This window comes from Streptomyces sp. NPDC056486 (genome assembly GCF_042795295.1).
Taxonomy (GTDB): domain Bacteria; phylum Actinomycetota; class Actinomycetes; order Streptomycetales; family Streptomycetaceae; genus Streptomyces.
This window is the reverse complement of sequence record NZ_JBHTSF010000291.1, coordinates 1-5,675: the sequence shown is the minus strand read 5'-3', so window position 1 is coordinate 5,675 and position 5,675 is coordinate 1. Positions and strand designations below refer to the sequence as shown.

Annotated in this window: 7 protein-coding genes; 3 read left to right on the top strand and 4 right to left on the bottom strand. The window is 70.2% G+C overall.

From position 1 onward, the window contains the following. Nucleotides 1–308 precede the first annotated feature (308 nt). Both ACFQ7F_RS45245 and ACFQ7F_RS45240 read right to left on the bottom strand, forming a co-directional pair. Entirely contained in the window at nucleotides 309–875 is a 567-nt protein-coding gene (locus tag ACFQ7F_RS45245; RefSeq protein ID WP_383285434.1) for a GNAT family N-acetyltransferase, read from the bottom strand. 51 nt (nucleotides 876–926) lie between these two features. Beyond that, nucleotides 927–1,412 (bottom strand): nuclear transport factor 2 family protein, encoded by a 486-nt coding sequence (locus ACFQ7F_RS45240; protein ID WP_383285431.1) that lies wholly within the window; start codon nucleotides 1,410–1,412, stop codon nucleotides 927–929. Between the two features lie 134 nt (nucleotides 1,413–1,546). Here ACFQ7F_RS45240 and ACFQ7F_RS45235 point away from each other — a divergent pair, with 134 nt between their 5' ends. Beyond that, entirely contained in the window at nucleotides 1,547–2,326 is a 780-nt protein-coding gene (locus ACFQ7F_RS45235; RefSeq protein WP_383285428.1) for a class I SAM-dependent methyltransferase, read from the top strand. Nucleotides 2,327–2,387: 61 nt separating this feature from the next. On the opposite strand, the gene ACFQ7F_RS45230 is transcribed toward ACFQ7F_RS45235, so the two are convergent. Next, on the bottom strand, nucleotides 2,388–3,572 hold the full coding sequence (locus ACFQ7F_RS45230; protein WP_383285425.1) for a winged helix DNA-binding domain-containing protein: 1,185 nt from the start codon (nucleotides 3,570–3,572) through the stop codon (nucleotides 2,388–2,390). Nucleotides 3,573–3,646: 74 nt separating this feature from the next. On the opposite strand from ACFQ7F_RS45230, the gene ACFQ7F_RS45225 reads away from it, so the two are divergent. Beyond that, entirely contained in the window at nucleotides 3,647–4,060 is a 414-nt protein-coding gene (locus ACFQ7F_RS45225) for a winged helix-turn-helix transcriptional regulator (RefSeq protein ID WP_383285422.1), read from the top strand. Nucleotides 4,061–4,317: 257 nt separating this feature from the next. Here the strand turns inward: ACFQ7F_RS45225 and ACFQ7F_RS45220 are convergent, their stop codons facing one another. Continuing rightward, complete coding sequence (locus tag ACFQ7F_RS45220) at nucleotides 4,318–4,722, bottom strand: DUF192 domain-containing protein (protein ID WP_383285419.1); 405 nt, start codon at nucleotides 4,720–4,722, stop codon at nucleotides 4,318–4,320. 404 nt (nucleotides 4,723–5,126) lie between these two features. On the opposite strand from ACFQ7F_RS45220, the gene ACFQ7F_RS45215 reads away from it, so the two are divergent. Next, nucleotides 5,127–5,627, top strand: a complete 501-nt coding sequence (locus ACFQ7F_RS45215) for a hypothetical protein (RefSeq protein ID WP_383285416.1) — start codon at nucleotides 5,127–5,129, stop codon at nucleotides 5,625–5,627. Nucleotides 5,628–5,675: the final 48 nt, after the last annotated feature.

The following is a 5,675-nucleotide window of genomic DNA, read 5'->3' as shown; positions in this document are numbered from 1 at the left end:
TCCGCACCCGGCCGCGAAACCGAAGCCCCCAAGCCAGCTGTCCCGAGAGTCCCGCCCCTGGGCCGTCCGGTCGTCTTCCCTCGCGTGGTGGAGGGGCGGGAGTCAAGGGTGGCCCGCAGGGCCATCGGCGTAGCCGACGCGACGCAGGAGCGCCCTTTACTCCCGGCCCGTAACCGCCAATCTGGGTTCAACCGGACGGCCCCGGCAACCCGACCAACACCGGATCAGTACAGCCCCGTTGACGTCGGCGTCGACGAGCATGCGGGCAGGTGAACCTCAAGGTCCTACAGGCGGGTGCTCATGAGCCCCTACTCCGTCCGCTCCGCGTCGTCCTGCCATCCCGCGTCGCCCCGCAACACCCCGTACCGCACCCCGTCCCGCCACTGCCCGTCCCGGAACAGCACGCTGCGGGAGACGCCCTCACTGGTGAAGCCCGCCTTCTCCAGCGCTCGGCACTCGGCGATGTTCCCGGTCTCGGTGTCCGCCTCGATGCGCATCACGGAGGTATGCGCGAAGAGGTAGCGCACCAGCAGCCGCTGGGCCCGGGTGCCGAGACCGCGCCCGCGGGCCTCCGGCAGCAGCTGGATGCCGATGTTCCAGTAGTACGAGGTCCGGAAGACCACGACCTTGCGCCATGCCACAAAGCCGAGGGTCTCACCGTCGGAGACGACCATCAGCAGACCCTTGTCGTCGCCGAGCATGCCGTCCTTGTCCCAGCGCCGCCGAAAGGTGCGGGGGTCCCGCCACCCTTGCCACTGGAACTCCCCGCAGGCCTCCGGGTCGGTGAGGAACCGGTCGAGCAGGTCCAGATCATCCTCACGAACGGGCCGCAGTCGCAGCTGCAGCCGCAGCCGCGCAAGATCGTTGTCGCTCATCGGAGCCACGATAATCGCGAACTCCGTTGTCAGGTACGTCAGGTACGCCCTTTACCTCGTCCCGTGCCCGCCCGCGTCCCCCTCCCCGAAGGCCTGCGTCACCGCGAGGCTGTCCTCGTACACGTGATGGCGGGTGATGAGGCCGCCCTCCACCGTGAGGTGCAGCGCGAAGCGGGCCCGGTAGGGGATTCCTGTCGGCCGGGCGGTCTGGCGGATCTCGCCCAGTACGACGGCGTGCGCGCCGTCCACAAGGATGTGCTCGACCTGGGTCGCGGCTTCCCCGGCCACATGATGCCCGGCAAGCTCCCGGTAGTGGGTGGCGGCATCGGCGCGGGTGGCGCGGTGACGGATCCACGGTGTGGCGGCACGGCCGTGCTCGGCCTCCGGCCAGCTCAGCTTCCAGTCCGCGTCATCGGCGTACAGCGCGGCGATGCGCTCGGGGTCGCCCTCGCCGATGCGGCCCAGCAGGTCCTCCACTACGGAGCGGGTGGTGGGGGTAGTAGGGATGGTGGGGGTGGTGGGGGTGGTACTGGACATGGTCCCTCCTCGTCCGGCCTGGCGTGGGGCGCCTGCGCGGCCCGCCCTTGATCCTTTCCGCCTTGGGTGGTGGTGGCCATTACCCCCCGAGTAATCGACGTGAATCGCGGCCCGTGCGGTGCGAAGATCGCTCCATGAGCAGTTTCGACGCACTTGTGGCGGAAGCGGATTCGGCCCCGACCGAGGGCTGGGACTTCTCCTGGTTCGAGGGGCGGGCCACGGAGGAGCGGCCCTCCTGGCGGTACGCCCACGCCATGGGGGAGCGCCTCGGGCACGCCACCGCGTCCCTCGACATCCAGACCGGCGGCGGCGAAGTCCTCGCCTCCGCGCCCGTGCTTCCGCCGCTCGCCGTCGCGACGGAGGGGTGGCCGCCGAACGTCGCCAAGGCCACCGGGCTGTTGCATCCACGGGGCGCGGTGGTCGTGGCCTCTGCGGAGGACGCGCCGTTGCCGTTCGCGGCGGAGGCGTTCGACCTGGTCACCAGCAGGCATCCGGTGAAGGCGAATTTCGACGAGATCGCGCGCGTGCTGCGTCCCGGGGGGACGTACTTCGCCCAGCATGTGGGCCCCGCCAGCGTCTTCGAGGTCGTCGAGTACTTCCTTGGGCCCCAGCCCGATTCGGTACGGAACGGACGTCATCCCGACGGAGAGCGGGCCGAGGCGGAGGCGGCGGGCCTTGAGATCGTCGATCTGCGGGCCGAGCGGCTTCGGATCGAGTTCTACGACATCGGGGCCGTCGTCCACTTCCTGCGGAAGGTCGTGTGGATGGTGCCGGACTTCTCGGTGGAGAGGTACGGGGCGCGGCTACGGGAGTTGCACGAGCGGATCGAGGCGGAGGGGCCCTTCGTGGCCCACAGCACACGGCATCTCTTCGACGCCCGGAAGCGCTACGGGAAGCGCTACCGGAAGCGCTAGGGGGCGGCTTCGGCGCCGCCGATTCAGCGCCCGCAAGCGGGCCAAGGGAAGGCCGTACGACCTACGCGTGAGCGCCCACGGTCACAGGCCCCACCACCAACTCCGCCCGCCCCTCAAGCACTTCCCCCACCCGTTCCACCTGCCCCGCAAGCTCCCGCTCCTGCGCGGTGCTCAGCGAGGCAAGCGGTTCGACCGTGACCGTCAGTCGGCGCCCGGAGCGGCGCTGGTGCCAGACGCCCGCCACGACCCCGTCGATCAACAGCACAGGGAAGTTGCCGGCCTGGCCCCCGGCCAGCGCCCGCTCGTAGGCCCGCCCGGGGAAGAGCCGTTCGCGCGGGTGGGAGGCGATGACGTACGCGTCGAAGTAGGGCAGCAGCCGCACACCCCGCACCGGCTCCCCCGGAAACTCCGTGTCACCCGCGACCACCCACGCCGAAGGCACCCCGTCCATCTCCACCGCCTCGATCTCTCCGGCGGAAGCCAGCGACGCGAAGAGGCTGCTCGCCCAACCACCCGGCGCAGCAGCCCACTTGGCGAACTCGGCCGGCGTCGCAGGCCCGTACGCGTACAAGAAGCGCCGCAGCAGACGCCCCGTAGCCACCTCGGCAGGGAGTGACGGCTCCCCGGAGTCGGAGTCCGAGGTCGGGGGGCGGGTGTACGTCACCTTGCGGCCCCGGTTCGGCGCGAAGCACAGCACCCCGCGGTGCCCCGCCAGATGCATGACCGAGCGCCAGCGCGGCCACATCCCCTGGAAGGCGGGCAGTACCAGATCGCCCGCCCAGGGCCCCGTACGCGCCACCACCTCATCGCTGAGCTCGTCGATGGTCAGCCGGGCCCCGTCCAACGCCTCACCGATCGCGTTCACGATCTCCTCCGTCTGGGACGGAGTCAGCCGATCGCCCGCCTTGAAAGGGCTCGGCCCGCCCGGGATCGCTGACAACGCGCCTGTCCAGAGGGGGAGTTCGGCGGTCGGCAGGAAGTGGATCGTGCCGCGCGGCCCGTACGTCTTGACCAGGCTCGGCTCCTCGCCCCACAGCGCCTCGCGTACGTCCTGCCGGGTGGCCCCGTCCATCCGCAGCCCCACCGACAGCTCGGCGGCCGACGACACCTGCGCCTGCGCGGCGAGCATCGCGTCGACGACCTCGCCGGGTCCGGCCTCGCCCGGCTTGGCCGGTGTCCGAAGGAACTGCCGTTCCATCCGCCGGGCGTTGGCGGCACTCCACGTGACGGCGGCAGGGGCGCTCATCGAAGGTCTCCTTCGGTACTGTCGGTCGGTACTGTCGACCGGGTAAGTGGCTCTGCGGACACGAGGAGTGGACCATGCCGAAGCACGGCACGGAGGGCAATTCGGAGAGCACCAAAGACGGCGTCAAGGAGGGCAAGCAGCTGTACGTCTGCGGCCTCGACGCCGCCGTCGACGTCGTCGGCGGCAAGTGGAAGCCGATGATCCTCTGGGCGCTCTACGCGGGCAGGACACTCCGCTTCGGCGAGCTCCGGCGGCACATCACCGGAATCAGCGAGAAGGTGCTCATCCAGCAGCTGCGCGAGCTGGAGTCCGACGGCATCGTGCACCGCGAGGTGTACAGGGAGGTGCCGCCGAAGGTCGAGTACTCGCTGACCCCCCTCGGCCTGTCCCTGAACGAGGCGCTGATTCCGCTGGGCGTCTGGGGCGACGAGCACATGGAGCAGCTGGTGGCCAACCGCGAGTGCAAGAAGGAGGGCACCGCCGCCTGACGGGAAACGCCTGCCTTGCGGGCAACGCCCGACGGGAAAACCAGGCAAGTGGTTGCCTCGCTCGTCGATCGTTAGCGAAGTGATCCCGATCGGCGCCCAAGTGATCCCGAAGCGGGTCCCGTTGATTCCGCATCGTTATCGAGACCCGCTCGATCTACGCCCGCACATCACGTAAGTTCAGACCAAGGCGAATTCGCGTGAGCAAAGCCACGTGTGCGGTGTCGCGCGGTGGAGGGGACTGCGCGGCCCGCTCGCCCTCAGTTCCTCCCGCCGGGGCCGCCGGGGCCACCGGGGCCGCCGGAGCCGTCTGAATCACCACAATCACCACAATCACCGGTCCGCACCTCGACCCGCGCACCCCGGCGCACGCCCCACCCGGCCATCGCTCCGGCCTCCGTCTCCAGGACATGCCGGGCCCGCAGCCGGGGCCGCCCGATCCGCCCGGGACGCATCGTCCGCACGGACAGCACCCGCAGCTCCCGGTCCAGGTACGCCACGTCGATGGCGAACCGCATCCGCACCGTGTGCACGCTGTTCGCCGGACTCAGGAGCAGTGCCCCGGTCACCCCGTCCCTGCCGAGCAGCCCGCGTCGCCGCGCACCGGCGGACTCCGCGATCTCCAGGGGAAGTGTTCGGCCGGTCGGAAGGAGAAGCGTCGCCATGCGAGCCGAAGCTAGCGGCCCGCCCGCCCACCGCGTCAAGCCCGGCCCGCCCACCGCGCCAGACGATCACCCATGGCCACCCCGTCAAGCGAGCACCGGCACCCCGTCCCCCCTATGGGCTACCGCCGCGCGGGGCCGAAATCTGTCACCGGGGCCGAAATCCGGTGGGAGAACAGGGCCCCGGAGTCGTCAGGCGACTTCGGAGAGTAGTTGTGGAGCGCCGATGCGCGCAGCATCACTTACGAAGGGTTATGGTGGAAACCCCCCCTCGGGCCGGTCCATCTCCCCCCCATGGACCGGCCCGATTTTTTATGCCCGGACGCGGGTTCTCATCCAAACCCCGTGCCGTCCGCGCCACAGACCGGCCCATCGCGGAGCTGAAGTCTCCGGATATGGTCAGGGACATGTCGAACCAGTTCCCCCCACCACCCCATGACCCGCAGGTCAACCCCCCGTCGGGCCTCCCCGGTTACCCCGGCCCGGCGCAGGATCCCGCGTACGGAAACGGCTACGGAAACGGCTACGGATACGGCCCCGTCGCCCCGCACACGATGCCCGGCGTCGTCCGCGCCGCACAGATAGTCGTCTGGGTGCTCGGCGGACTCACCCTGATCGGAGTGATCGGGCTGGCGGCCGCGGGTGACCCGGAGACGGCCGGAGCGGCCGCAGGCGTGAACCTGTGCCTCATGGTGGCCGGTGGCTTTGCCTTCACGTTCAAGAACGCGGGTAACGGCATACGCGTGACCTGCATCGTCCTGATGAGCGTGCAGATCGCTTTCGGGCTCGGCGGCCTCGCCTCCGGCAACCCGGGAGGCATCCTGGGTCTGCTCGGCTCGGTCGCCTCGGTCATCCTGCTCGCCCAGGCTGCCGCGGGCGCCTGGTTCAAGCGCCCGCGCACCCACTAGGCGCGTCCCTTGTCGCCTCCCCCGTCGCGTCCCCTATATAGGGGACGC

Excerpts from the sequence above, each read along its gene's own strand:
- ACFQ7F_RS45245 (WP_383285434.1), bottom strand. The coding sequence starts at position 875 with ATGAGCGACAACGATCTTGCGCGGCTGCGGCTGCAGCTGCGACTGCGG.
- ACFQ7F_RS45240 (WP_383285431.1), bottom strand. The coding sequence starts at position 1,412 with ATGTCCAGTACCACCCCCACCACCCCCACCATCCCTACTACCCCCACC.
- ACFQ7F_RS45235 (WP_383285428.1), top strand. The coding sequence starts at position 1,547 with ATGAGCAGTTTCGACGCACTTGTGGCGGAAGCGGATTCGGCCCCGACC.
- ACFQ7F_RS45230 (WP_383285425.1), bottom strand. The coding sequence starts at position 3,572 with ATGAGCGCCCCTGCCGCCGTCACGTGGAGTGCCGCCAACGCCCGGCGG.
- ACFQ7F_RS45225 (WP_383285422.1), top strand. The coding sequence starts at position 3,647 with ATGCCGAAGCACGGCACGGAGGGCAATTCGGAGAGCACCAAAGACGGC.
- ACFQ7F_RS45220 (WP_383285419.1), bottom strand. The coding sequence starts at position 4,722 with ATGGCGACGCTTCTCCTTCCGACCGGCCGAACACTTCCCCTGGAGATC.
- ACFQ7F_RS45215 (WP_383285416.1), top strand. The coding sequence starts at position 5,127 with ATGTCGAACCAGTTCCCCCCACCACCCCATGACCCGCAGGTCAACCCC.